Annotated in this window: 22 protein-coding genes; 19 read left to right on the forward strand and 3 right to left on the reverse strand. The window is 45.4% G+C overall.

Features of this window, described 5'->3' with window-relative positions:
* Positions 1 to 38: 38 nt before the first annotated feature.
* Positions 39 to 971 (forward strand): 50S ribosomal protein L3 N(5)-glutamine methyltransferase, encoded by a 933-nt coding sequence (gene prmB, locus FKN16_RS13095; protein WP_005380541.1) that lies wholly within the window; start codon positions 39 to 41, stop codon positions 969 to 971.
* Positions 972 to 1,150: 179 nt separating this feature from the next.
* Entirely contained in the window at positions 1,151 to 2,236 is a 1,086-nt protein-coding gene (aroC, locus tag FKN16_RS13100) for a chorismate synthase (RefSeq protein ID WP_005397911.1), read from the forward strand.
* An 84-nt stretch (positions 2,237 to 2,320) separates the two neighbouring features.
* Here the strand turns inward: aroC and FKN16_RS13105 are convergent, their stop codons facing one another.
* Positions 2,321 to 2,944, reverse strand: a complete 624-nt coding sequence (locus FKN16_RS13105; RefSeq protein ID WP_005397913.1) for a trimeric intracellular cation channel family protein — start codon at positions 2,942 to 2,944, stop codon at positions 2,321 to 2,323.
* 333 nt (positions 2,945 to 3,277) lie between these two features.
* On the opposite strand from FKN16_RS13105, the gene FKN16_RS13110 reads away from it, so the two are divergent.
* From FKN16_RS13110 to FKN16_RS13120, 3 genes are all read left to right on the forward strand, one after another.
* Positions 3,278 to 3,808 carry an elongation factor P hydroxylase gene (locus tag FKN16_RS13110; RefSeq protein ID WP_012841543.1) on the forward strand — a complete coding sequence of 177 codons (531 nt, stop codon included), beginning with the start codon at positions 3,278 to 3,280 and terminating at the stop codon, positions 3,806 to 3,808.
* Between the two features lie 25 nt (positions 3,809 to 3,833).
* Positions 3,834 to 4,097 carry a YfcL family protein gene (locus tag FKN16_RS13115; RefSeq protein ID WP_005380548.1) on the forward strand — a complete coding sequence of 88 codons (264 nt, stop codon included), beginning with the start codon at positions 3,834 to 3,836 and terminating at the stop codon, positions 4,095 to 4,097.
* 145 nt (positions 4,098 to 4,242) lie between these two features.
* The gene (locus FKN16_RS13120) at positions 4,243 to 4,767 is read left to right on the forward strand and encodes an NADPH-dependent FMN reductase (RefSeq protein ID WP_053808780.1); all 525 of its coding nucleotides are present in this window, start codon (positions 4,243 to 4,245) and stop codon (positions 4,765 to 4,767) included.
* Positions 4,768 to 4,843: 76 nt separating this feature from the next.
* Here the strand turns inward: FKN16_RS13120 and mnmC are convergent, their stop codons facing one another.
* Entirely contained in the window at positions 4,844 to 6,862 is a 2,019-nt protein-coding gene (gene mnmC, locus FKN16_RS13125; RefSeq protein WP_170902885.1) for a bifunctional tRNA (5-methylaminomethyl-2-thiouridine)(34)-methyltransferase MnmD/FAD-dependent 5-carboxymethylaminomethyl-2-thiouridine(34) oxidoreductase MnmC, read from the reverse strand.
* A 128-nt stretch (positions 6,863 to 6,990) separates the two neighbouring features.
* Between mnmC and fabB the strand changes: the two genes are divergently transcribed.
* The 10 genes from fabB (at position 6,991) to purF (ending at position 21,286) form a co-directional block, all read left to right on the forward strand.
* On the forward strand, positions 6,991 to 8,202 hold the full coding sequence (gene fabB, locus FKN16_RS13130) for a beta-ketoacyl-ACP synthase I (protein WP_170902886.1): 1,212 nt from the start codon (positions 6,991 to 6,993) through the stop codon (positions 8,200 to 8,202).
* A 341-nt stretch (positions 8,203 to 8,543) separates the two neighbouring features.
* The gene (locus tag FKN16_RS13135; protein WP_005397938.1) at positions 8,544 to 9,677 is read left to right on the forward strand and encodes a 4-phosphoerythronate dehydrogenase; all 1,134 of its coding nucleotides are present in this window, start codon (positions 8,544 to 8,546) and stop codon (positions 9,675 to 9,677) included.
* A complete protein-coding gene (locus tag FKN16_RS13140) occupies positions 9,674 to 10,687 on the forward strand; it encodes an aspartate-semialdehyde dehydrogenase (protein WP_005397941.1) in 1,014 nt (337 codons plus the stop codon). Before FKN16_RS13135 ends, FKN16_RS13140 begins: the two co-directional genes overlap by 4 nt.
* Positions 10,688 to 10,884: 197 nt before the next feature.
* Positions 10,885 to 15,207, forward strand: coding sequence for a FimV/HubP family polar landmark protein (locus FKN16_RS13145; RefSeq protein ID WP_170902887.1), 4,323 nt, complete (start codon positions 10,885 to 10,887; stop codon positions 15,205 to 15,207).
* 138 nt (positions 15,208 to 15,345) lie between these two features.
* Entirely contained in the window at positions 15,346 to 16,140 is a 795-nt protein-coding gene (truA, locus tag FKN16_RS13150; protein ID WP_170902888.1) for a tRNA pseudouridine(38-40) synthase TruA, read from the forward strand.
* A 197-nt stretch (positions 16,141 to 16,337) separates the two neighbouring features.
* Positions 16,338 to 17,264, forward strand: a complete 927-nt coding sequence (gene accD, locus FKN16_RS13155; protein ID WP_005397203.1) for an acetyl-CoA carboxylase, carboxyltransferase subunit beta — start codon at positions 16,338 to 16,340, stop codon at positions 17,262 to 17,264.
* 46 nt (positions 17,265 to 17,310) lie between these two features.
* A complete protein-coding gene (gene folC / locus FKN16_RS13160) occupies positions 17,311 to 18,573 on the forward strand; it encodes a bifunctional tetrahydrofolate synthase/dihydrofolate synthase (protein WP_170902889.1) in 1,263 nt (420 codons plus the stop codon).
* A 14-nt stretch (positions 18,574 to 18,587) separates the two neighbouring features.
* On the forward strand, positions 18,588 to 19,181 hold the full coding sequence (locus FKN16_RS13165) for an SPOR domain-containing protein (protein WP_005397207.1): 594 nt from the start codon (positions 18,588 to 18,590) through the stop codon (positions 19,179 to 19,181).
* 61 nt (positions 19,182 to 19,242) lie between these two features.
* Positions 19,243 to 19,734 (forward strand): CvpA family protein, encoded by a 492-nt coding sequence (locus FKN16_RS13170; protein WP_065645034.1) that lies wholly within the window; start codon positions 19,243 to 19,245, stop codon positions 19,732 to 19,734.
* Positions 19,735 to 19,771: 37 nt separating this feature from the next.
* Complete coding sequence (gene purF / locus FKN16_RS13175) at positions 19,772 to 21,286, forward strand: amidophosphoribosyltransferase (protein WP_005397209.1); 1,515 nt, start codon at positions 19,772 to 19,774, stop codon at positions 21,284 to 21,286.
* Between the two features lie 66 nt (positions 21,287 to 21,352).
* On the opposite strand, the gene FKN16_RS13180 is transcribed toward purF, so the two are convergent.
* On the reverse strand, positions 21,353 to 22,228 hold the full coding sequence (locus FKN16_RS13180; protein ID WP_005397211.1) for a LysR family transcriptional regulator: 876 nt from the start codon (positions 22,226 to 22,228) through the stop codon (positions 21,353 to 21,355).
* Between the two features lie 288 nt (positions 22,229 to 22,516).
* Between FKN16_RS13180 and FKN16_RS13185 the strand changes: the two genes are divergently transcribed.
* The 4 genes from FKN16_RS13185 to apt all read left to right on the forward strand — a co-directional run bounded on the left by FKN16_RS13185 (position 22,517) and on the right by apt (position 25,108).
* Positions 22,517 to 23,623 (forward strand): response regulator, encoded by a 1,107-nt coding sequence (locus FKN16_RS13185; protein ID WP_005397213.1) that lies wholly within the window; start codon positions 22,517 to 22,519, stop codon positions 23,621 to 23,623.
* 225 nt (positions 23,624 to 23,848) lie between these two features.
* Positions 23,849 to 23,980: a hypothetical protein gene (locus tag FKN16_RS24800; protein WP_005380608.1), complete on the forward strand. Its 132-nt coding sequence runs from the start codon at positions 23,849 to 23,851 to the stop codon at positions 23,978 to 23,980.
* Positions 23,981 to 24,007: 27 nt separating this feature from the next.
* The gene (locus tag FKN16_RS13190) at positions 24,008 to 24,400 is read left to right on the forward strand and encodes a YbaN family protein (RefSeq protein WP_041852909.1); all 393 of its coding nucleotides are present in this window, start codon (positions 24,008 to 24,010) and stop codon (positions 24,398 to 24,400) included.
* A gap of 162 nt (positions 24,401 to 24,562) precedes the next feature.
* Positions 24,563 to 25,108 (forward strand): adenine phosphoribosyltransferase, encoded by a 546-nt coding sequence (gene apt / locus FKN16_RS13195; protein ID WP_005380615.1) that lies wholly within the window; start codon positions 24,563 to 24,565, stop codon positions 25,106 to 25,108.

The following is a 25,108-nucleotide window of genomic DNA, read 5'->3' on the forward strand; positions in this document are numbered from 1 at the left end:
TTTTATTGGCAGTATTGTAGCGCTTTTCGGAGGCAATTTTGGATAAGATTTTTGTAGAAGAAGCGGTATCGGAGCTGCATACCCTTCAAGATATGATTCGTTGGACGGTAAGCCGCTTTAACGCAGCGAACCTGTTTTACGGTCATGGTACTGATAATGCGTGGGATGAAGCGGTTCAGCTTATCCTGCCAACCTTATACTTGCCGATTGATGTGCCTCCGCACGTATTAAACTCTCGCCTAACGACCAGCGAGCGTCTGCGTATTGTTGAGCGTGTAGTAAAACGTATCAATGAACGTACACCAACTGCATATCTAACCAACAAAGCGTGGTTCTGCGGTCTTGAATTCTTCGTTGATGAGCGCGTACTCGTGCCACGCTCTCCAATTGGTGAGTTGATTCAAGCAGAATTCCAACCTTGGTTGGTGGAAGAGCCTACGCGCATCATGGACCTATGTACGGGTTCTGGTTGTATCGCGATTGCTTGTGCGCACGCTTTCCCTGAAGCTGAAGTGGATGCGATCGACATCTCTACAGATGCTCTACAAGTGGCTGAGCAAAACGTACAAGATCATGGCATGGAGCAGCAAGTGTTCCCAATTCGCTCTGACTTGTTCCGCGACTTACCAAAAGAGAAGTACAACTTGATCGTGTCTAACCCACCATATGTGGATGAAGAAGACATGAACAGCCTGCCAGACGAGTTCACACACGAACCTGAGCTTGGTTTAGCAGCGGGTACGGATGGCCTAAAACTTGTGCGTCGTATTCTTGCAAATGCACCAGACTACCTAACAGATAACGGTATTCTTATCTGTGAAGTTGGCAACTCAATGATTCACATGATGGAACAGTACCCAGAGATTCCTTTCACTTGGATTGAGTTCGAGAACGGCGGTCACGGCGTATTCATGCTAACGCGTGACCAGCTGGTTGAGTGTGCAGAAGAGTTTAAACTGTACAAAGACTAATAGGGTCTTGCACTAAATGTCAAAACACCGAGCTTTATGCTCGGTGTTTTTTTATGCATACCTCGCCGATATTAACTCTTTACATCAAAACGTAATAAAGCCACTATGAATCCACGAAGAATTGGAAAGCAGTTGCGCTCTGGTTTGAGAGGGCGTAGCGATAAAAACTTGAGGAAGTAATGGCAGGAAACAGTATCGGACAACATTTCCGAGTGACGACATTCGGGGAAAGTCACGGTATCGCACTGGGATGTATCGTAGACGGATGTCCTCCGGGGTTAGAAATTACAGAAGCAGATCTGCAAATCGATCTCGACCGCCGTCGTCCAGGCACATCACGTTACACCACACAACGTCGTGAACCGGATGAAGTTAAAATTCTTTCTGGTGTTTTTGAAGGCAAAACCACAGGCACATCGATCGGTTTGCTAATTGAAAACACCGATCAGCGCTCAAAAGATTACTCGGACATCAAAGATAAATTCCGTCCGGGTCATGCTGATTATACTTACCACCAAAAGTATGGCATCCGTGACTATCGAGGTGGCGGCCGCTCGTCTGCTCGTGAAACCGCAATGCGTGTGGCGGCGGGTGCAATCGCGAAGAAATACTTGAAAGATGAGTTTGGTGTTGAGATTCGCGCGTACTTGTCACAAATGGGTGATGTTTCTATCGACAAGGTAGATTGGAACGAAATCGAAAACAACGCGTTCTTTTGCCCAGATGTGGACAAAGTAGAAGCGTTTGACCAACTTATCCGTGACCTGAAAAAAGAAGGCGACTCAATTGGCGCGAAAATTCAGGTTGTGGCAACTAACGTGCCTGTTGGTCTTGGTGAACCTGTATTTGATCGTCTTGATGCCGACATTGCACACGCGCTAATGAGCATTAATGCGGTGAAAGGCGTTGAGATTGGTGATGGCTTTGATGTGGTAAACCAAAAAGGCAGTCAACACCGTGATACGCTTGCTCCTGAAGGTTTTGGCAGTAATCACGCGGGCGGTATTCTTGGCGGTATCTCAACTGGTCAAGACATTGTGGCTAACATTGCGCTTAAGCCAACATCAAGCATCACAGTTCCGGGTGAGACCATCACAAAAGAAGGTGAGCCAACTCAGTTGATCACCAAAGGCCGTCATGATCCTTGTGTGGGTATTCGTGCCGTACCAATAGCTGAAGCGATGCTAGCGATTGTGGTGATGGATCATTTGCTGCGTCATCGTGGTCAAAACCATGGCGTAACAACTGAAACACCGAAGATTTAAGCTTAAAAATAAGCTTGATAAAGAGACAAAAGGCTGCTCAATGGGCAGCCTTTTTAATGTGTTTTCATTACGCGTTTAGATAAGTTAATGGAGTGAGCCTTCCGTTTCCAAATTGAAAGAAGGGAGACGCCACTTAAAACGTACCGCAGCCATACGCAGCATATAACCGGTGATCAGCGTAATGATAGTGGCTGTTACATCGGGAATATTAAATTCTAATAGCGCTAAGTACATTCCTGATGCGATAAGAGCGACAGAAGCGTAAAGTTCTTCATGCAGTACCAACGGTGTTTGGCGACAGATTAAGTCGCGGAGTAGACCACCGAATACACCCGTTACTAGCGCTGAAACCATACAGATTCCAGGGTGTAAGCCCATGCCCATCGCAATCTTAGTTCCGATGATACTGAATACGATTAGACCTAACGCATCAAGGCGGATGAATAGACCTTTTAGCTTAATCACCCATTTCGCTAAGCCTGTGGTAAGTACACCCGCAACACACGTGATTGCTAGGAACTCTGGGTTTTTTACCCAACCAAGAGGGTAGTGTCCCAGTAAAATGTCACGTACGGTGCCACCACCAATGGCCGTTGCACTGGCCACCAACATAACACCAAACCAGTCCATTTTTCTTCTACCAGCACTCAACGCACCTGTCATGGCTTCAGCCGTGATACCAATGATATACAACACACTTAGCAACATAGGGAGACACTCAACGTAAAAAGTCACTACGTTCTACGTGAATCATCGTAGGCGCAGCAACAACACTTACAAAAGGTTTTATCATTCTTAAAAAGTGATTAAAACCAGCAACATGCCTGTAATCAAACCGCTTAAAAAACAGCAGTTTGAGCAGCATCAAAATAAGGCGAGAGTGTAGTAGCAAATGAGTACGCTGACGAATGAGAAATTATATGGAGAAAGCGATGTTCAGATAAATTCAACTAATAACCAAAACTGTGGGAGCACCTTTACCTTATAGATAAAAACAGCGACAATACGCATCGCATGTCAAACTGAAGTACAAACTCGACGATGACCCACGAATACCAAGACCTTATCACCATTTTCAATGACACCTTTTTAGACCAATTTAATACGAAATTGGAGTTAGGTGGTGATGAGCCTATTTATCTTCCTGCTGATGATGAGCATCCTCATCATCGGATTATTTTTGCTCGGGGTTTTTATGCCTCCGCATTACACGAAATCTCGCATTGGTGTGTGGCAGGGCCAGAGCGTCGTTTGCTGGAAGATTTTGGCTATTGGTATGAACCTGATGGGCGCACGGCAGAAGTTCAAGCGGAGTTTGAGAAAGTTGAAGTGCGTCCGCAAGCTTATGAATGGATTCTGGCACAAAGTGCTGGCTTCCCTTTTACGGTGAGTTGTGACAATCTACACGGCGATTTTGAACCAGATAGGCTCGGCTTTATGCAGAAAGTGCATAAAGAAGTGTTGGGTATTTTGGAAGCTGGCTTGCCTTTGCGAGTGAAAATGCTTTCGGATGCTCTGCGTGCGTTTTACCAAACCAAGCCGCTGGAAGCGTCAGACTTTTGCGTTAAATAACCTCAAATAACCTCAGAGATACACCATGATTATTGAATTTGAAGAAAAACTACTGGAACTGATTGATGCTCGAATTGAAACAGCATCTGACGATGAATTGTTTGCTGGTGGTTATCTACGTGGTCACATCTCTTTGTCTGCGGCATCTTGTGAAGAAGAAGGCATTAGCGATATTACTGAGCTGAAGTCACGCATTGAGAGCAGTTTGGAAGACGCTCGTACCGAATTAAGCCCAGCAGATCGCGTGATCGTCAGTGACTTGTGGCAAGAACTGCAGGCTCAGGCTTAATCTCCGAACGTCGTTCTCCATTTATTAGTCTAAGTCATTTACTACTTCGAAAAATTCGAACCTCTCCATAAAATTTTTGTGGTTGTAGCGAAACTGTTCAACTTTTATTCTGGTTAGCATAAAACGTGAACAAAGGATTACAACCATGAAAATTGTCGCATTTGGTGCTTCTACCAGCTCTACCTCAATCAACAAATTACTTGCTACATACGCAGCAAACCAAGTCGAAGACGCTCAAGTGAACGTTTTAGACTTAAACAATTATCAAGTACCGATGTTTAGCGAAGACAAAGAGAAAGAAATTGGTCAAGCTGAAGGTGCTGTCGCATTTTTACGTGATTTGGCTGAGGCTGACGCTATTGTTGTTTCCTTCGCAGAGCATAACGGCTCATACCCAGCAGCGTATAAAAACCTGTTTGATTGGGCGACGCGCATTGAGCGCAACGTATTTCAAAACAAGCCGGTCGTTTACTTAGCAACTTCTCCTGGCCCGGGTGGCGCACAGAGCGTTCTTGCGGCGGCAACAGGTTCCGCGCAATTTTTCGGAGCAGATGTGAAAGCATCGCTATCTGTGCCGAGCTTCTACGAGAACTTTGATGTGGAGTCTGGTGAGGCGGTAAATCCGGAAGTAGCAGAGCAAGTGAAACAGGCAATTGCACAGCTGAAGTAATTTCAACACGAGTGACTTAATGAGTTAGCGATTCCCGACACATACCTGCGTCGGGAATGTAAACGAGAGAATACTCTTACAGCTCAGTAATGGCTTTGCCTTTTCTTAGTTTACGAACCCACATTCGACTTGGATGAAGTTCGGTCAATACATCAACAGGTAATGGCAGCGGGTCTCCACAGATTTGCGAGGCCAACACTTCAGCTAACAATGGTGCAGAGCTCAGCCCACGAGATCCTAAACCTAAGAAGCAGAATAAGTTAGTGAACTGATGAACGGTTTCTACCTCTTCTGCTTTTTGATTTTGTAAGTTGGCGTATTGCGTTTTTATCGTCTCAAAGTCACCCACATTTCCGACAAATGGTAAGTGATCTCGGCTAACACAACGAATACCTTGGCGAGATTGATTACCAGTGATATCTACCTCTTTTGCCCATGTTTGATTCGGTACACATTTCACTAGCTTTTCCGCATTATCTTTTTGGGCGTTTTCATCAAATTCGTAGTCAAGGTGACTGCGGTCGTAGCTTGCACCGATACACAAGTGTTGATTACTTGGGTTAACAGGTGTCATGTAACCGTCGTAACACAACACCGTTTTCAGCTGACTCAGCGTTTCGGTTGCTGGCGCATGACTGACTTGTCCTTTCACTTGTCCCATTGGTAGGGAAGCGGTTTGACTCAATGTCTGGAACTCATGGCCGTTCGCAATTACAACCGTTGAGTGCTCAAATGTTTGACCACTCGCCGTTAGTAGCCAGAGCTGACGCTTTTCATCCCAATCTAATGCCTCAACAAGATGTTCAAACTTCGTTGAGAGTAACGACGTCTTCTCCAATTGTTTAATTAACCCGCGAGTTAACTCGGCAGGGCACAGCCACCCTCCCATTGGGTAGTGCACAGACGCCATATCAATAGGTAACCCGATAGTGTTCGCAGTTTCCTCGGCGGACAGCTTTTGAATGAGCTCTGGAGTGAAGTTACCCGCAAGCATTTTCTCCAGTTTGTCTGTGGATTTGTCATCCCACATCAACTGAGTTACGCCACACCAGTCATGATCAAAATCGATCTCTTGTGCTGCTTGTTCAACAAACTGACGTGCGAACAAAAATGCAGGAGCAAACACACGCGAAACGCCAGTATGGGGACCGTTCAACAATGGATACACGGCCCCTTGACGATTACCCGACGCTCCTTTGGCTGGTTGTTTGTCTTTACAGTAAAGGGTGACGTTTTGGCCACGACGAACTAACGTTTTCGCTAACGCCGCGCTGGCTATACCACCACCAATGATGGCAATCGAATCAAGATTGCTAGATGCTGTGCGATTGAACCAAGGGAGATGGTTCGACTGCTTTTCACCTTGCTCCATAGAGCCGGCGATCATTTCTCGCTTAGTGCCGAAACCTTTCACCTTTTTCATTGTAAAGCCAGCTTCGTTCAAACCACGACGTACAAAGCCTGCTGCGGTAAACGTGGCAACTGTACAATCTTGCTTGGCTAGCTTTGCCATGTTGTTGAACAGGCCTTGGTTCCACATCTCTGGGTTTTTGCTTGGCGCGAATCCATCTAAGAACCAAGCGTCAATCAAACCTTGTTCGTTGTATGGAACTTGCGGCATGCAGTCTTTAATGTCACCAAACCAAAGGTCGAGTGTGATTGCGCCGTCTTCTAAAACAATGCGATGACACTCCGGCACAGCGGCAGGGTAGTGCTTTTGTAACTTTTCCGCGTATTCAGCTAGCTCAGGCCAAGCTTCATGCGCCTTCTTTAAATCGGCTTTGCTTAATGGGTATTTTTCAAAGCTAATAAAATGCAGCTCTTTCAATGTTGCGTCCGGATGCTGACGACGAAACTCACTAAACCACTGGCATACTGCTAAGAAGTTTAATCCCGTGCCAAATCCGGTTTCACCAATGACAAAACGTCTTTGGTCAAATTCCTGCCATCTTTCTGGGAGATGATTTTGTTTTAAGAAAACGTAGCGTGTCTCTTCAAGACCGTTTACGTTAGAGAAGTAAACATCATCAAATTGGTCTGAAACCGGAGTACCAGCTTCGTTCCAACCAAGTTCTGCGTTTTTTATTGAAGTCATAATGGTGCAAATTTGTGATTTGGCGCGGTAAGAATGGGGCGATTGTACGAATTTATGGGAAAGCTGACCACTTTTGTTGACTATCTTAGTTATCATCTAGCGGATTTTTGAATTATAGGAATGTCATAATGAAACGAGTCGTAATCACCGGTATGGGTATTGTTTCAAGTATCGGTAACAACGTCGAAGAAGTTCTAGCGTCTCTTAAAGCGGGCAAATCTGGCATCACTGCATCTGAGCAGTTCAAAGAACACGGTCTTCGTTCGCAAGTATGGGGTGACCTAAAAATCAACCCGGCGGAACACATCGACCGTAAGCAGATGCGCTTTATGGGTGATGCGGCTGCTTATGCATACCTATCAATGGAGCAAGCAATCGCAGACGCTGGTCTTACAGAAGAGCAGGTTTCAAACGATCGTACCGGTATCGTTGCAGGTTCTGGCGGTGCTTCTGCATATAACCAAACGGTAGCGACAGACACGATGCGCGCAAAAGGCGTAAAACGAGTTGGCCCTTACATGGTTCCTCGTACTATGTCTTCTACGGTTTCCGCTTGTCTTGCTACGCCATTTAAGATTCGTGGTGTGAACTACTCAATGAGCTCTGCATGTGCTACTTCTGCACACTGTATCGGTCACGCGATGGAGCTTATTCAACTTGGTAAACAAGACATTGTTTTTGCTGGTGGCGGTGAAGAGCTTGATTGGTCTCAAACCATGATGTTTGACGCCATGGGTGCGCTGTCAACGAAATACAACGATACTCCAGACAAAGCATCTCGTACGTATGATGCGGACCGTGATGGTTTCGTTATCTCTGGCGGTGGCGGCATGCTGGTTATCGAAGAACTTGAGCACGCTCTAGCACGTGGCGCGAAAATCTACGGTGAGATCGTAGGTTACGGTGCGACTTCAGATGGCTACGACATGGTAGCACCATCAGGTGAAGGCGCGATCCGTTGTATGAAGATGGCGATGCAAGACGTTGACGGTGTGGATTACATCAACACGCACGGCACGTCGACACCAGTTGGTGACGTGAAAGAGCTTGGTGCGATCCAACAATTGTTTGGTGAGAACAGCCCAGCAATCTCTGCAACAAAAGCAATGACTGGTCACGCACTAGGCGCCGCTGGTGTGCACGAAGCGATTTACTCAACACTTATGCTAGACAAAAACTTCATTGCTCCAAGCATCAATATTGAAAACTTGGACGAAGCAGCTCAAGGTCTGGACATCGTGACAGAAGCACGTGATGCAGAGTTAACAACCGTAATGTCAAACAGCTTTGGCTTTGGCGGCACAAACGCAACTTTGGTTATTAAAAAGTACCAAGGTTAACTGAATTTGTTGGCGCGCCACGTGAGTGAGAACAGCGCCAACAATCCAGTTTCCAGAGCTTGATCAGTCACACTGATCGAACAGACGCAGACTCTATCCCATGGAGAGCGGGATAGGATCCTTTTGTTCTGGAACTTTGCCCGGCTATTTAGCCGGGCTTTTTCTTTTCTCAATTTCTGCTTATTACGTTGCTTCCCGTTAAACGATTTCTTTGGAGCCAATCTCCTTGAGGTTTATTAGGGTTATTTCTTGAGATTTTTCGGGAAAAGGGCACAATCGTTTTAGTTTCGCATCTTGCGAATAAACGAACTCATACAAATGGATGTTAAAACGCTGGCGCTATGAAAATTATTGTTGATGAAAATATGCCGTACGCTGAAGAGCTATTCAGCCAACTCGGTGAAGTGATTCTAAAACCAGGTCGTACACTGACGGCTGATGATTTAGTGGATGTTGATGCCCTAATGATTCGCTCGGTAACCAAAGTGAATGCCGATCTAATCAGCAAAGCAAACAAGCTAAAGTTTGTTGGTACCGCAACAGCAGGTATGGATCATGTCGACCAAGCGCTTTTAAAAGAGAAAGGTATATTCTTCACCGCTGCGCCGGGTTGTAACAAAGTGGGTGTGGCGGAGTATGCGTTCAGCGTAATGATGGTGCTCGCTCAGCAACAAGGCTTCTCGGTATTTGACAAGACGGTAGGTATTATTGGTGCAGGCCAAGTAGGTAGCTACCTAGAGAAATGTTTGAAAGGCATGGGGATTAAAGTTCTCATCAATGACCCATTCAAACAAGAGGCTGGTGATCCTCGTAGCTTTACTCCGTTGACAGAACTGATTGAAAGCTCAGACATCATTACACTACATACGCCAATCACCAAAGATGGCCTATATCCAACTCATCATTTAATTGATGAAACGGTTTTAAACTCGCTTCGTGGTGATCAGATTTTGATTAACGCCGCGCGAGGTCCAATCGTTGATAACGAGGCATTGAAGCAACGTCTTTTGAAAAACGACGGTTTTACCGCAGCGCTTGACGTATTTGAATTTGAACCAGAGGTTGATATGGAGCTTCTGCCTCTGCTAGCATTCGCAACCCCTCACGTTGCAGGCTACGGCTTGGAAGGGAAAGCTCGCGGTACGACGATGATTTTCAACAGCTACTGTGAGTTCTTAAATAACGAATTACGTGCGCATGCCAGCGATTTACTGCCAACCGCGCCTGTTCCTACTATGGTATTGGACAGAGCTTGGGATGAAGCAACACTGCATAACATCACGCAGTTAATCTATGATGTGCGTAGAGATGACGCTCTTTTCCGTCGTGAGATCAGTAAGCCAGGTGCTTTTGACCTGATGCGTAAAAACTACTGGGATCGCCGTGAATACAGCGCTGTCACGCTAGTGGGTAACAAAACATGTAACCTTGCTCCATTAGCAGAACTAGGTTTTCAGATTGAGGTAAGTCAATGAGCCAGCAATATAATGTTGCCATTTTAGGTGCGACCGGTGCGGTCGGTGAAACAATTTTAGAAGTGCTTCAAGAACGTAAATTCCCAGTGGGTGACATTCACTTATTGGCAAGTGAGCGTAGCGAAGGCAAGACTTATCGCTTTAATGGCAAAACGGTTCGTGTACAGAACGTTGAAGAGTTTGATTGGTCTCAAGCTCATATTGCGTTGTTCTCTGCTGGTGGTGAACTATCTGAAAAATGGGCCCCAATCGCGGCAGATGAAGGTGTTATCGTTATCGACAACACTTCACACTTCCGTTACGAGTACGACATTCCTCTTGTTGTGCCAGAAGTAAACCCAGAAGCGATTGCAGAGTTTCGTAACCGTAACATCATCGCGAACCCAAACTGTTCGACCATTCAAATGCTGGTGGCACTAAAACCAATTCACGATGCAGTGGGTATTGAGCGTATTAACGTATCTACATACCAATCCGTATCTGGTGCGGGTAAAGCGGGCATTGACGAACTAGCAGGTCAAACGGCTAAGCTTCTAAACGGTCTGCCTGCGGATAAGAAGCAATTCTCTCAACAGATTGCGTTTAACTGTATTCCGCAAATCGATCAGATGATGGAAAATGGCTACACCAAAGAAGAAATGAAAATGGTGTGGGAAACACAGAAGATCTTTAACGATCCATCAATCACAGTAAACCCAACGTGTGTGCGTGTGCCGGTATTCTATGGTCATGCTGAAGCGCTTCACATTGAGACTCGCTCTCCAATCGATGCACAAGAAGTCGTTAACTTGCTTGAGCAAACTGACGGTATCGAAGTCTTCCACGGTGATGACTTCCCGACACAAGTGCGTGATGCGGGTGGTAAAGATCATGTTATGGTTGGTCGTATCCGCAACGATATCAGCCACCACAGTGGTGTAAACTTGTGGGTTGTGGCGGATAACGTGCGTAAAGGCGCAGCAACTAACGCGGTACAAATCGCTGAAGTCCTGATCCGCGATTACTACTAAGTCACTTACTGTTCATTTCAAAGCCTCGCATTATGCGAGGCTTTTTTGTACGAACGGAACAAAATAGTGTGAGATTAGTACGAATATGGCGAGAGCCACACATTTTTTATTCTCAACGCTATAGTTTTGCATGTGATATCCGATATATTTAACCGATCACCATTTCAAATTGTATTTAGCACAAAACTGAGCCTTCTATGCGTCAAAATTATAAGCGTTTGTTAGCAGCCCTTGTGTTGATGAGCGCGACTCAGACATCATCAGTGGTTCAAGCCGAAGGAATTCGTCTTGTTGGACCGTCTGGTGAAGTGCAATCATCTCCGAGCTATGCTGAAGATATTGAGCGAGCATTACCTGCTCCTCCTGCAAATACTCAGCCGTCACGTTTCTTTGGTCCGACTGGTGAAAATCAAACACTATGGTCGATCGCTTCAGAATTAAGACCTTCACGCGGTGTTACCGTTCAACAAACGCTTCTTGCCATTTATCGAATTAACCCTCAAGCGTTTGAGAACCAAAACATTCATGAGTTGATCCCAGGGAGTCGACTACGAGTACCGTCTCTAGAGCAAGTGCAAAGCGCGACTACAGAGCAAGCTGTTGCGATTATGAAGGCGCACGAGGCTAAGTTAAAACAGCCGAAGCCGACAAATAGAGCCACGCCAGCGCAACGCGTCACCGAGCAACCAAAGCCACAAATAAAAGTAGAACCCAAGCCTGTTGCTCCTAAGCCAGAAACTACTGTAGCTGCGGAACCAAAACCGGTTCAAAAAACAATACCAGTTATTCCTGCGCCACCTGTGAACACCTCTCCGCAGGGTGAAAAGCAGGTCAGTGCGTTAAAAGACAAACTTCAAGGCTCACAAAGTGAATTAGAGTCATTGGAAGAGAAGAACCATCGTCTTCGCTTAATGTTGTCAGAAGTGCAAAGCGAAGTTGAAACCTTGAAAAATGAGCTGAATGACGAAGAACGCATTCGCTCGGAAGTCGAGAAACTGCTTGCTGAAGAGCGCCAGCGCCTTGCTGAGCAACAACGCATGCAGCCAAGTACGATTGACAAGATTTTGTCTAATGGTTGGCTTGTCGGCTTAGCGGCGCTTATTCCAGGTGCATTGCTGGCACTGTTGGTTGTGATGTTGCTTGGTCGCCGTTCTAAAAACAAAGAGGAAGAGCCTGCTGAGCAATCGCCGCAGGAAACCGATCCATTAGCTGCGCCAATTGGTTTAGCGGCGACGGACGAGCTGGATGAAGAACTCACACTTGATGATGAGTTGTTCGCAGATGAAGATATAAATACTCAGGCTACACAAGAAGAGAAGCCAGACTTAGAAGAAGACGTCTTTGCCAACCTTGACGATGAAGAACTTGATTTCAATCTAGAAGGGGACGATGACCCATTTGCGGGTATCGGTGATGATGGCGATCTGGATGTTGGTCTGGATGAGTTTGAGTCATCAAACAATGGTATCCAAGTTAACGGCGAAGAAAAAGCGCTTGGTTTAGAAGAGATGGAGCGAGCCTTAGATGAGGTTGCTCCAGAACTAGAAGTGCTCGATGACGATGAGGCTGGCTTCGATCTTTCAGATGATACGAACGAGAAAGCAGACTCGCTTTCAGACGACGCGTTTGCGGAACTACTTGCAGCAGATGAGCCGTCAGAAGAGTTACCAAGTGACACTGTCGATCAGGATATGCTTGATGACTTGTTTGCGGAACTTGGCAATGACGACTTCGACCTAGATACCGATGAACCTGAACTAAAACAGCCCGTATCGGATGATGATTTCAGCGCAGGAGAGGCATCTGATGACGATATCGATAAGCTATTAGCTCAATACGAGCAGCCTGTTACTGAGCCGACAGAAGTTGAAGGTGACGCCAGCGAAGACGCCGTTCTAGATGAAAACAGTACGGACTTACTCGATGAACTGATCGATTTTGACGAAGATGAAACAGACGACGAGTTTGACCCACTGAATGAGCTAGAAGCACTCTCTGGTTTTGAAGGTGATGACTCGATTGAAGAGTTAGATGCAGATAGCACAGATTTACTGGATGAACTCATTGATGACGTCACACCAGAACTTGATGAAGAGACAGGAACTGAGACTGAGTTAGACCCGTTTGATGATCTGATTCGAGAGGACGAAAGCCCTGCACAGACTAAATCGGAAGAGGAAGAGTTACTCGCTTCTCTTGGTTTTGGCGAACCAGACGGCGACGAAAAACCATCTTCAATAGCCGAGTCAGAGCCCGCTCATGAAGAGCCGGAAATTGAGTCTGGTTTGGACATCGACGCTTTATTAAGTGACAGTCAACCAGACCCACAACAAACAGCGCCAGAGCAACCATTAACCGAGCCAGAAACTGATTCAGAGCCATTTAGCAGCGATGAGTTTCTTGGTGATTTAGAGGATCTCTCACCAGAGAACGATCCTTTAATGAGCGAGCTAGACGACTTGTTTGAGTCAGACAGTGAAGAGCTTCAGCCTACAGAGCAAGAAAACGCGGACTTTTCTGCTGAACTGGATGCGCTATTTGATACTGAAGATGATTTAGCGCAACAACAAGTTGAAGAGCCGCAAGCTGAGATAGAGGAATCTTCGCCACAACAAGAAGAGGATGCCAATTCTAAGTCAACTCAAGATGCATCAGTAGAGCCTGATGCTAAAGTGCCGCCTCAAGTTGAGACAGTAGAAGACGCTCCAGCGTTCACTCCGACACCAAATACAGTAGAAAATGAATTTGGTGTTCCACAAGAAGAAGATTGGCTACTGGATGAGCCTGAACTAGAAAGTGAAACTCAACCAGAACAAGAACAAAACTCGGGTAACAAAAGTGAGCCAGAAAGTTCAGAACTAGCATCAGAAACTGATTCGGCCACCAATGCAGAAGAAGAGTTCAATTTTGATGAACTCGAACTACCAGAGTTCAGTGAAGAAGATGCACTGGCATCCATGGCCGACGAACCTGCGTTTGATGAACTCGATCTACCAGAGTTCAGCGAAGAGGACGCATTGGCGTCTATGGCGGGTGAACCTGCGTTTGATGACCCAGAGTCTATCGAGCCTGAGAGCTCTGAAGCTGAGTCGGCTACTGAAGCTGAGTCGGCTACTGAAGCAGAAGAAGAGTTCGATTTCGATGAACTCGATCTACCAGAGTTCAGTGAAGAAGACGCACTGGCGTCCATGGCGGACGAACCTGCGTTTGGTGAACCAGAATCTGTAGAGCCTGAGCGCTCTGAAGCTGAGTCGGCGACTGAAGCAGAAGAAGAACTCAATTTTGATGAACTCGATCTACCAGAGTTCAGCGAAGAGGACGCATTGGCGTCTATGGCGGGCGAACCTGAGTTTGATGACCCAGAGTCTATCGAGCCTGAGCGCTCTGAAGCTGAGTCGGCTACTGAAGCAGAAGATGAATTCAATTTTGATGAACTCGATCTACCAGAGTTCAGCGAAGAGGACGCATTGGCGTCTATGGCCGACGAATCTAAGTTTGATGACCCAGAATCTGTCGAGCCTGAGCGCTCTGAAGCTGAGTCGGCTACTGAAGCAGAAGAAGAGTTCGATTTTGATGAACTCGATCTACCAGAGTTCAGTGAAGAAGACGCGTTGGCATCTATGGAAGAAGAGCCAGAATTACCGAGTTCTGAAACCGCAGATATAGAACCAATCTCCGGTGAGGATGAAGAGCTAAGTTTTGACGACCAAGACCTTCCTGAGTTCAATGAGGAAGATGTTCTCGCATCAATGAATGAGAGTGCGCCAGAGACTCCTAATGTTGAAGCTGAGACATCGAGACCAACTCTTCAAGCCGATAACGATCATGATGCTTTGTTTGAAGTCTTTGCGCAGCAAAACGGTTTTGATACTGAACCAGAAGTGCAGCCAACGGCGACAGAGGGTGAGCCACTAAGTGACTTAGATGATGAATCTTCAATGGCTAACCTTCTTGCTGAAGACGCAAGTTCAGAGGTATTTGAAGGTCAGTTAGACAGTGACACCATCGCAAGCGCAGGTATGGATTTTGAAACCATGCTTGATGTTGGAGATGATTGGGATGGCTTTAAACCAGCTGCCGATAGTGTAAGTTCTACGGAAGATGTGCCTGAGGACCAGCGTGATGTTTGGAATTCGAGTGACGCACTAAGTCAGCCAGAGATCGCGCAAGAAAACTGGGCAGAGCAAAGCGACTTGGATGACTTCGACCCAAAGAAAAATCAATTTATGACGATTGATGAATTGATGGCTCAGGTCGATAAAGAAGGTGGTGAATTCGAAGAAGAAGATCTGAAGCTTGATGTCGGATTGAACGAGTTTCCAGATGTTATCGGTGAGATCGGCGATGTTGACGTAGATAGCAACGCTGAAGCTGCCGGAAAACTGGACCTTGCTAAAATCTATCTTGAGATGAATGATTCTCAAGGGGCGATAAAGCTACTAGAAGAGGCGATTGTTTACGGAGAAGATGATATTCGCCGCGAAGCAAAGAGCCTGATTGATGCCATTAATGGCCGATAAATCGAAAAGGGTAGCGTTGGCTACCCTTTTTGTGTCTCGCTAGTATGGTGATGCCTTTACGTCATCCTTGTTGAAACTGGCAACTTGAGGTGACTTGAGTATATACTTCCCGCCCCATTTTAGAGTTCGAAGGTTAAGATGAGAATCGCATTAGGTATCGAGTACAACGGTACAAACTACTTTGGTTGGCAGCGCCAAAGAGAAGTGAAAAGTGTCCAAGAAGAGCTAGAGAAAGCATTGTCCGTTATTGCTAATCACCCAGTTGAAGTGCAGTGTGCTGGTCGGACAGACGCTGGCGTGCATGGCACAGGACAAGTTGTGCACTTTGATACCAACGTTACTCGAAAAATGGTAGCTTGGACTATGGGCGCAAACGCGAACATGCCGAGTGATATAGCGGTTCGTTGGGCTAAGGAAGTCCCAGATGATTTCCATGCACGATTCTCAGCGACAGCGCGCCGTTATCGCTACATTATTTTCAATCATGCTTTACGACCTGGTATCTTAAACTCTGGTGTGAGCCACTATCATGGTGAGCTCGACGAGAAAAAAATGCATGAGGCAGGGCAGTATCTGCTTGGTGAAAATGATTTTACGTCGTTTCGTGCGGCGCATTGTCAGTCTCGTAGCCCATTTCGATACTTGATGCATCTGAACGTTACGCGCCATGGGAACTATGTGGTTATTGATATTAAAGCTAATGCGTTCGTGCATCATATGGTTCGTAACATCACGGGTAGCTTGATAAAGGTTGGACGTGGTGAAGAGAGCCCTGAATGGATCAAATGGTTGCTAGAGGCTAAAGATCGCAAACTAGCGGGTGCGACAGCGAAAGCGGAAGGTCTGTACCTGGTAGATGTAGACTATCCAGAAGAATTTGGGTTACCTGAAGTGCCGATCGGTCCACTGTTTTTGCCAGATAATTTGAACTAATTTTACAAACTTATTTCAAAATATCGGTAGTGTTTACATTGAATGTGAGCGGAAAACATACGCTATTTATGATATCAAAAATAGGTACAACCAGTTTTTTATCTACAGTAGCTGCAAGATATGGTTTAATCCGTCGGTATTATGTCGAATTTATATCTTTCGCAATGAAGCGGAAGAGTTGAGAGAAAAGGTCTTCCATGAGTTGGCTTGAAAAGATTTTAGAGAAAAGCAACCTAGTAAGTTCACGCAAAGCTTCTATCCCAGAAGGTGTGTGGACTAAATGTACCTCTTGTGAACAGGTTTTATACCATGCTGAACTAGAGCGTAACCTAGAAGTTTGTCCAAAGTGTAACCATCACATGCGCATGAAAGCGCGTCGTCGTTTGGAAACGTTTTTAGATGAAGGCAATCGAGTTGAATTAGGTACCGAACTTGAGCCACAGGATAAACTGAAATTTAAAGATTCTAAGCGATACAAAGAGCGCATCTCTGCAGCACAAAAAAACAGTGGAGAGAAAGATGCGCTAGTTGTGATGCAAGGTGAACTGCTTGGTCTACCCCTTGTGGCGTGTGCGTTTGAATTCTCCTTTATGGGCGGTTCAATGGGTTCAGTTGTTGGTGCTCGCTTCGTAAAAGCGGTGGATGCAGCCATTGAAAACAACTGTGCACTTGTTTGTTTCTCAGCAAGTGGTGGCGCTCGTATGCAAGAGGCATTGATGTCTCTTATGCAAATGGCAAAAACCAGTGCTGCGCTTGAGCGTCTATCAGAAAAAGGTCTGCCGTTTATTTCGGTTCTAACTGACCCTACAATGGGTGGTGTATCAGCAAGTTTGGCTATGTTGGGTGATATCAACATCGGTGAACCTAAGGCCCTTATTGGCTTTGCTGGTCGTCGTGTAATCGAGCAAACTGTACGTGAAGATCTTCCTGAAGGTTTCCAGCGTAGTGAGTTCCTACTTGATCACGGTGCGATTGATATGATCGTTGACCGTCGTGAAATGCGTCAGCGTGTGGGTGGTCTTATCGCGAAAATGACTAACCACAAGTCTCCTTTGGTGGTTTCGGTTAACGAATCTCCAAATGAAGAGCCATATTCTGTACCAGAAGCGGACGAAAAAGGGTAAAGTATCAACTAACATAAAAACCAAAGAATTTAATGGTTAAAGTTAGATGACCCAAAACCCAATTCCTCAAGCCACATCTTCATTAGAGATGTGGCTTGATTATTTAGCAAATATTCATTCTTCAGCAATTGATCTAGGCTTAGACCGTGTCCAAGCGGTAGCAAACAAAGCCAATCTTACCAAACCAGCTCCAACCGTAATCACTGTTGCCGGCACCAATGGCAAAGGCTCAACGTGTGCGTTAATGGAAGCCATCTTACTCGATGCTGGCTATTCAGTCGGTGTTTACAGCTCTCCGCACCTGATTCGTTACAACGAGCGTGTGCGCATTAATGGCGTCGACGTTGTAGATGCAAAGCACTGTGAAGCATTCGACTATGTAGAAAAGCAGCGTGGTGATATCAGCCTTAGCCTCTTTGAATTCGGTACGCTTGCTGCGCTACGTATTTTCCAAGTAGAGAAAGTTGACGTTGTGCTGCTTGAAGTAGGACTTGGCGGCCGTCTAGACGCCACCAACGTTGTTGACCATGATGTTTCTGTTATTACGAGCTTAGCTATCGATCATGTGGATTGGCTTGGTGATGACATCAATGTCATTGGTTTTGAAAAAGCAGGCATTTATCGTCCAGGGAAGCCAGCAATTTGTGGTCAACCAACGCCACCGGCGACCGTGGCGGCTCATGCTGACGATATTGGCTCTGAGTTCTTCCAAGTTGGTATTCAGTATGATTACCAACTAACTAATAATGGTTGGAAGTGGAGCAGTGGCGCATTTGCGTTAGAGGATTTACCTGTCCCATCGTTACCGCTACAAAATGCGGCAACAGCATTGATGGCGTTAGGAGCATCGGAATTGCAAATCACTGACATAAACATTGTCAATGGCTTGAATAATGCTCGCCTGGCAGGGCGTATGCAGGTACTGCATCACGAACCTGAAATAGTCCTTGATGTCGCTCATAACCCGCACTCTGCTGAGTATTTGGTAGAGAGAGTGAAGCAACAATATCTGGGTAAGAATATCCATATTGTGGTTGCAATGCTGCATGACAAAGACATTAAAGCAACCATTGAAGCGCTAACTCCAGTTGCAACACAATGGTATCCAGCGTCGCTTACTGGACCGAGAGCGGCGACAGCTGATGAATTGTGCCAATACTTACCTGATGGGCAAGTTCATTTTGAAAACCCTGTTGACGCCTTTGAGAATGCAAGAAGCCACGCAAAGCAAGAAGACGTCATTCTGGTGGTTGGTTCATTCCATACTGTCGGAGAGGTATTGGAACATTGGCAATCAAAGAATAAATAAGCAAAGGTATTTTGATGGCAAGTAAATTCCAAAGTCGTTTAGTCGGCACCATCATTCTAGTCGCAGTCGGAGTGATTGTTCTTCCCGATGTGCTAGATGGTAAGAAACTGCACTACAAAGAAGAATTTGCCAGTATTCCTATCAAACCTGAACTTGATAGTGATGTGGAAAACTTCGAAATATTAGAGCCAGTGGAAGACGACATAGCGTTACCGGACTCTCCAGTTGAAGCGGTGGTGCAGGAGCAAGAGGGCGCCCAAGTGGCTGCTTCTGAGCCTGACCCAACGCCGACGCCTAAACCAGAGGTCATCAAACAGCCAGAGCAAGTTGAGGTGGCCACTCGTCCTGTGCAAGAAAAAAATCAATATGAAGATTCTGCTTGGATCATTCAGTTGATGGCGCTTAAGAATCACGAAAATGCGGTCGCGCTTGTCGCTGATTTGCAAAAGCGTGGCTATCAAGCTCATACAAAGAAAGAAAACGAGTTTACGAGAGTGATTGTTGGTCCTGATGTGTCCAAAAGTAAACTTGAACGGCAAGTCAAGGAATTACAAAAAATTACAGGTTCAAAAGGTCAATTGCTTAAATTTAAGCCATTAAATCCATAAGAAAACGTTTGCGTCAGCATTTTTTCTGTTAAAATGCGCGCCAACTTAAGATGAAGAAAAGATGAATTGGATAGATTTTATCATTTTAGGTGTGATCGGATTTTCAGCTCTGATCAGTTTAGTTCGCGGTTTTGCTAAAGAAGCTTTGTCTTTGGTGATTTGGTTCGGAGCGTTTTTTATCTCCAGTAATTACTACGCCAAATTGGCGGTGTACTTCACCAACATCGAAGATGATATGTTTCGTAACGGAGCGGCGATTGCGGCGTTATTTGTCGCAACCTTGGTAGTTGGTGCAGTGGTGAATTACGTCATTGGCCAACTGGTACAAAAAACAGGCTTATCGGGTACCGACCGACTTCTTGGGATGGTATTTGGTGGTTTACGCGGAGTTTTAATTGTTTCTGCGGTGCTGTTTTTTATGGATGCATTTACTGCATTCCCAAGCTCAGATTGGTGGAAAGCGTCACAGTTAGTTCCTGAGTTCAAACGTGTGATCGCTCCCTTCTTTGAGCATTTACAAGCAACATCAAGTTTTCTGTCTGGCACTATCTAGTAGTGCCAGCTACTGTCGCCAAATCGAGGATTAGGACATGTGTGGTATTGTTGGAATCGTGGGCACTACGCCTGTAAATCAGTCTATTTACGACGCGTTAACGGTGCTACAGCATCGTGGCCAAGATGCCGCTGGTATTTGTACCATAGAAAGCAATCGTTTTCGTCTGCGTAAGGCGAACGGTTTAGTCAAGGATGTATTTGAAGCAAGACACATGCAGCGCCTGCAAGGCGAGGTCGGAATTGGTCATGTTCGTTACCCGACAGCAGGCAGTTCAAGCGCTTCAGAAGCTCAACCTTTCTACGTAAACTCTCCTTTCGGTATTACACTTGCCCACAATGGCAACTTGACCAACGCTAACGAAGTTCGTCAAAAGCTGTTTGAAAAAGATCGCCGTCATATCAATACCACTTCAGACTCCGAAGTATTACTAAATGTACTGGCACACGAAATTGACTCAGTAAAAGGAAATGTCACGACAGAAGACGTATTCCGCGCAGTCACCAATGTGCATCGCACAATTCGTGGTGCTTACGCTGTGACCGCCATGATTATCGGTCATGGTATGATTGCGTTTCGTGACCCACACGGTATTCGCCCTCTATGTTTAGGTAAGCGTGAAGTTAATGGCAGAGCGGAGTACATGGTTGCGTCTGAATCGGTAGCATTGGATGCGGTCGGTTTTGATTTTGTCCGTGATGTTGCACCTGGTGAGGCAATCTACGCAACGTTTGACGGTGAACTGTACACGAAGCAGTGTGCAGACAATCCTAAGCTGAACCCTTGTATTTTCGAGTTCGTGTACTTTGCTCGTCCAGACTCGTTCATCGATAAAATTTCGGTATACAGCGCTCGCGTTGAAATGGGTAAAAAGTTAGGCGAACGTATTCGTGAAGACTACGCAAATCTTGATATTGATGTCGTTATTCCTATCCCTGAAACGTCGTGCGACATCGCACTTCAAATCGCTCAAGCGATCGATATCCCTTACCGCCAAGGCTTCGTGAAAAACCGTTACGTGGGACGTACGTTTATCATGCCTGGTCAGCAACAACGTAAGAAATCTGTACGTCGCAAGTTGAATGCAATTCGTTCGGAGTTCAAAGATAAGAATGTGTTGCTGGTGGATGACTCTATCGTTCGTGGTACTACGTCAGAACAAATCATCGAAATGGCACGTGATTCTGGTGCGAAGAAAGTGTACATGGTATCAGCAGCACCAGAAGTTCGATTCCCGAACGTGTACGGCATTGATATGCCAAGTGCTACCGAGCTTATTGCTCATGGCCGCGACAACGATACAATTTGTAAGCAGATTGGTGCTGATGCATTGATTTATCAACGTCTAGAAGACTTGGTTGAGGCTGTCGGCCTTGGAAACCAAGATATTACTCAGTTCGATACATCCGTGTTTAACGGCGAATACGTAACGGGTGATATTGACCAACAATACCTAGACTTCTTAGATGGTCTTCGTAACGATGATGCGAAAACACAACTTGAAATCCAACAGGATTTAGCAAACCTAGAGCTGCATAACGAAGGCGCATAATAGGCGTTTTCTTGAGGCGTAAAAAAACCAGAGCTTCGGCTCTGGTTTTTTGTATTTGCTATCGAATTAGTGAATGTTATAAGCGATCACAAAGTCGATAAAGAGACGAACTTTCTCTGGCAGGTGATCTTTGTGGTTGTAAAGCATATAAATGTCGCGCGGGTTTGCACTCCAATCTGGCAGTATGCGTACCAAATCGCCGCTTTCGATGTATTCTTTGATCATGACATCTGGCATTAGCGTGATGCCTAAACCTTCGGAACAAGCACTGCGTACTACATTTAGTGCATTCGCCTGAAAGCGACCACGATCAACGTTTACGACAGACTCGCCTTTGCTATTAATTAAGGTCCACTTGATCAGAGGGTAGCCTTTTAGCAATGAATGGTTAGAGAGCTCTTCTGCGTGGTTTGGTGCTGGATTCGAGGCAAGGTAGTCAGGACTTGCGACAAGAATATCCTTCACTTCGCCAATCTTACGTGCGATCAGGCTAGAATCACGTTGGGGCCCCACTCGAAAAATGACATCCCATTCAGTCGGGTCAAGCTTGTCTGCATTATTTTCTGTCGTTAGTTCGATATTGATGTCCGGATACTGCTTCATAAAGCTGTTGAACATCGGCATCATCATGCGCTTAGTTAAGTTATAAGGCGCCGATATCTTAATCTTGCCTGATGCTCCTCGGCAGTCGTCAGTGATTTCCTCTGCTGCCGTGGTTAGCCTTTGTAGCAAAGGAGAGCACTCATGGTAAAAACGTTCCCCGGCTTCTGTAAGCGAGAGTTTGCGAGCGTGACGGTTCAATAGTCGAAGATTGACAGAGTCTTCTAGCGCTTGAATGCGTCGGGTGATGGTCGCAACCGGGATCATGGTTTTTCGCGAAGTTGCGGTGTAGCTCCCATTTTCGACAACCAGTCGAAACAGGTTTAAGTCATCTAATTTCATATTTCCAGACACATTAAATTACCGATTACGGCTAATTTATAATTAACTTTGTGATCAAAGCTTGCTTTAAGTCAACATGTTGCATCATTTGAACACAGCAACCCTGTTTGAGTAAATACTGTTATACCCCGTAATATTTGTATAAACGCCGTTTTCAAGCTACGTTTTATAACAAGGCGGAACGGCCTCAAGTCTTGCTGCGCAACGTTTCGCCGGATGTAAACACAACAAAAATAATGACTTAATAATAAATCTGTTTTTTGACTTAGCTTTGTGAGGTGTAAAGGTATGTTTAAGACTCACAGTCAAACGGCAATGGTCTCGGCACAGGAAGTGGTTAATCAAAAACTAATTATGTTGGTGGATGATGATCCAATATTTCGTAAAGTAACCAATGCTTATTTAGAAAGTCAGGGTTTTAAAGTAGTAGAAGCTGAAAACGGCCTAGAGGCGCTTCAACAACTCAGGGAATGCCAACCCGATCTTATCTTGTGTGATTTATCGATGCCGGTATTAGATGGCATTGAATTCGTCGAAGAAGTCAGTCTTGAATATCCATACTTGCCGCTTATCGTGGTATCCGGCACGGATGAAATGTCCGATGTCGCGAAAGCGTTGCGATTTGGTATTAAAGATTTTCTTCCTAAACCGATAGGTAATTATGAGCACCTATCTCAGGCGATAGACAATACGCTCGAAGATACCGATAGCCATTTCTCCGAACAGCGAGACTTTTCAAGTCAGTGGTTCCGAGTCGATGACGGTGGCGAAATCCCAGATGAGCAAGAGCTTCACTGGCATCTAGAGTATTTGCAGCAGAACCCGAGTGCTGCAAGAGATTTACTGCATGCTCTATTGCCAGAGAAAGATGCTTCTCAAGGTGATTGGCGCTGCTCATACCGTTTATTGCAATCGACGGACGTTATGCCACTGGTGTTCGATTATCGTTGGTTAATGAATGGGCAATTTGCGTTCTATCTCGTTGACTCTGCTTCCCAGAGTAATGATGGTGTCGCGACGACATTGCTTGTTAGGGCTTTGTTTGACGATTACCTGCGTAATTTGAAGAGTTTCAGTGCTGATCTGAAGGATATGGTAGGGATCATTGAAAAAGGAATCGAGTGTTCAGAGTGCGCTGGTGCGGTTAATGCTGTATTTGGTGTCGCCGATCTGGCTTCGTCCTCCGTTTCTATCCTGCCTGCGGGTTTAGATAGCCATTGGTCTGACGGAAATACTAATCAACATATCGCGGCAGGTAACTGTTTAGGGGCAGGAAGTATGAAAAACTTCATAACCCGAGATTTACCGCTAGGTGTTGCTGGTCAGTTATCCATCGGTTGTTTAGGCTCTTCAAGTTTTAGCTTAAATATTGCCCGGAAATCACGACTGGTATAATTCTGACTTCATAACACAATAAGCAGCGTCTTGGCGCTGCTTATTGTCTTTTTAGAACCACAAAAAAACAACAAATGCTCGAACAATAACCTTACTTTTTGCTGGTGTTTAGATTTGGCTGTTTAAGGTATAGTCAACGCCTAAAACAATAATGACCCATTTGTGCAACGATAATTTAACGCCGTGCCTTGGGAGAAGCAAAGTCAACTAGTGAGAAGATACATCATGGCAGACAAAGATTTTAAAGAGCCTTATAATATTTTTTACTTTTTAGGTTTCATTGCAGTACTTTTAATTCCAACACTACCTGCAACGCTAACCTGGCTTCGTGTAATGAATGGTTACGCAGGCTTTTAATCTAGCTATTTTGTACCGGAGTTCACCATTCGTATTAAGCGTTACTTTTTCAATACCGTTGGTGGACTCTGTATTGTGCTCGGCATTGCCGGCATAGCCCTTCCGCTTTTACCCACCACTCCTTTCATTCTACTTGCTAGTGCATGTTTTATGCGTGGTAGCCCCGCATTTCATCATTGGCTACATAACCACAAAACGTTTGGACCGATTCTCGATAATTGGCATAAGCACCGGGCTGTTACTTCAAAAGTAAAACAGCGTGGCGCCATTTTTATTGCACTTAGTTTCATGGTTTCAATCGTCGTTGTTCCCCTTGTTTGGGTGAAAATTGGTCTTTTAGTGATGCTAATCGTTTTACTCGGCTGGTTTATGCGTCTGCCTGTGATTGAGTTGGTTGCTGACAGAGAAGAAAATCACTAAGATTGTAGAGAATAGTGTGCCCGCTCTTCGAGTGGGCGTTTGTATTTTCAGCGCCTGTGACTGTTACGAAAATAAGCACATAGTGGTGAAAACCTATTGTTCGTTGCCCTCGTGATACTGCGATTAGAGAGGGCGATGAGCCAATCTAAGTAAATCGGTATTATGACTACAGAAACAATTTCACTGATCAAATCTAGCATCAAAAGCATCCAAGACTACCCAAAGCCAGGCATTCTATTTCGTGATGTGACGAGCCTTCTTGAAGACGCAAAAGCATATCAAGCAACGATCAACTTACTTGTTGAACGTTACAAAGATATGGGCTTTACCAAGGTTGTGGGTACGGAAGCTCGTGGCTTTTTATTTGGTGCGCCTTTAGCGCTTGAGCTAGGTGTTGGTTTTGTACCAGTGCGTAAACCAGGCAAGCTACCACGTCCTACTGTTGCTCAATCTTATGAGCTTGAATACGGCGTTGACACACTAGAAATCCATACAGATGCCATCGTTGAAGGCGACAAAGTACTGGTTGTCGACGATTTATTGGCAACGGGCGGTACTATTGAAGCGACGACTAAGCTGATTCGCCAACTGGGCGGTGAAGTTGAGCACGCTGCGTTCGTTATCAACCTACCAGAAATCGGTGGTGATAAACGTTTAGAAGCACTAGGTCTAAACGTATACAGCATTTGCGATTTTGAAGGACATTAA

The sequence above is a fragment of the Vibrio sp. 11-4(1) genome (assembly GCF_013048625.1).
Lineage (GTDB): Bacteria > Pseudomonadota > Gammaproteobacteria > Enterobacterales > Vibrionaceae > Vibrio > Vibrio diabolicus.

Bases quoted from the DNA above. Each gene is read 5' to 3' on its own strand.
- FKN16_RS13140 (WP_005397941.1), top strand. From the start codon at position 9,674: ATGAGCCAGCAATATAATGTTGCCATTTTAGGTGCGACCGGTGCGGTC.
- purF (WP_005397209.1), top strand. From the start codon at position 19,772: ATGTGTGGTATTGTTGGAATCGTGGGCACTACGCCTGTAAATCAGTCT.
- FKN16_RS13135 (WP_005397938.1), top strand. From the start codon at position 8,544: ATGAAAATTATTGTTGATGAAAATATGCCGTACGCTGAAGAGCTATTC.
- FKN16_RS13185 (WP_005397213.1), top strand. From the start codon at position 22,517: ATGTTTAAGACTCACAGTCAAACGGCAATGGTCTCGGCACAGGAAGTG.
- FKN16_RS13180 (WP_005397211.1), bottom strand. From the start codon at position 22,228: ATGAAATTAGATGACTTAAACCTGTTTCGACTGGTTGTCGAAAATGGG.
- FKN16_RS13170 (WP_065645034.1), top strand. From the start codon at position 19,243: ATGAATTGGATAGATTTTATCATTTTAGGTGTGATCGGATTTTCAGCT.
- FKN16_RS13115 (WP_005380548.1), top strand. From the start codon at position 3,834: ATGATTATTGAATTTGAAGAAAAACTACTGGAACTGATTGATGCTCGA.
- fabB (WP_170902886.1), top strand. From the start codon at position 6,991: ATGAAACGAGTCGTAATCACCGGTATGGGTATTGTTTCAAGTATCGGT.
- FKN16_RS24800 (WP_005380608.1), top strand. From the start codon at position 23,849: ATGGCAGACAAAGATTTTAAAGAGCCTTATAATATTTTTTACTTTTTA.
- apt (WP_005380615.1), top strand. From the start codon at position 24,563: ATGACTACAGAAACAATTTCACTGATCAAATCTAGCATCAAAAGCATC.
- mnmC (WP_170902885.1), bottom strand. From the start codon at position 6,862: ATGACTTCAATAAAAAACGCAGAACTTGGTTGGAACGAAGCTGGTACT.
- FKN16_RS13105 (WP_005397913.1), bottom strand. From the start codon at position 2,944: ATGTTGCTAAGTGTGTTGTATATCATTGGTATCACGGCTGAAGCCATG.
- truA (WP_170902888.1), top strand. From the start codon at position 15,346: ATGAGAATCGCATTAGGTATCGAGTACAACGGTACAAACTACTTTGGT.
- FKN16_RS13165 (WP_005397207.1), top strand. From the start codon at position 18,588: ATGGCAAGTAAATTCCAAAGTCGTTTAGTCGGCACCATCATTCTAGTC.
- folC (WP_170902889.1), top strand. From the start codon at position 17,311: ATGACCCAAAACCCAATTCCTCAAGCCACATCTTCATTAGAGATGTGG.
- FKN16_RS13145 (WP_170902887.1), top strand. From the start codon at position 10,885: ATGCGTCAAAATTATAAGCGTTTGTTAGCAGCCCTTGTGTTGATGAGC.
- FKN16_RS13110 (WP_012841543.1), top strand. From the start codon at position 3,278: ATGACCCACGAATACCAAGACCTTATCACCATTTTCAATGACACCTTT.
- accD (WP_005397203.1), top strand. From the start codon at position 16,338: ATGAGTTGGCTTGAAAAGATTTTAGAGAAAAGCAACCTAGTAAGTTCA.
- aroC (WP_005397911.1), top strand. From the start codon at position 1,151: ATGGCAGGAAACAGTATCGGACAACATTTCCGAGTGACGACATTCGGG.
- FKN16_RS13120 (WP_053808780.1), top strand. From the start codon at position 4,243: ATGAAAATTGTCGCATTTGGTGCTTCTACCAGCTCTACCTCAATCAAC.